We start from the raw sequence: 301 nt of genomic DNA on the forward strand, positions 1-301 counted from the left end.
CAAGAAACGAATAACAACTAAGGATACCAAGTAAGCCGTCACACTAGCGACTAGCAAGATCCATACCTGCTCCATATTCAGGCTATTGCCATCTAAGAAATATTTAACAGCCTTCAAACCACTATAACCAAACATGGTTGGAATCCCAAGGAAGAAGGTAAAATCTGCCGCCACAGATCGGCTGGTCCCCAAAATAATCGCTCCCAGAATGGTCGCACCTGAGCGACTAGTCCCCGGAACGATGCTTAAGACCTGGAAACACCCAATCAACAAGGCAGTTTTATAAGACATTTTCGCTAAG

Annotated in this window: 1 protein-coding gene; it reads right to left on the reverse strand. The window is 44.9% G+C overall.

All coding sequences use genetic code 11. The features are described from left to right. A partial coding sequence (locus tag C1G53_RS11150; RefSeq protein WP_330847481.1) for an undecaprenyl-diphosphate phosphatase occupies positions 1–301 on the reverse strand: 301 nt, incomplete at both ends.

This window comes from Streptococcus suis, from assembly GCF_002960445.1.
Taxonomy (GTDB): domain Bacteria; phylum Bacillota; class Bacilli; order Lactobacillales; family Streptococcaceae; genus Streptococcus; species Streptococcus hyiners.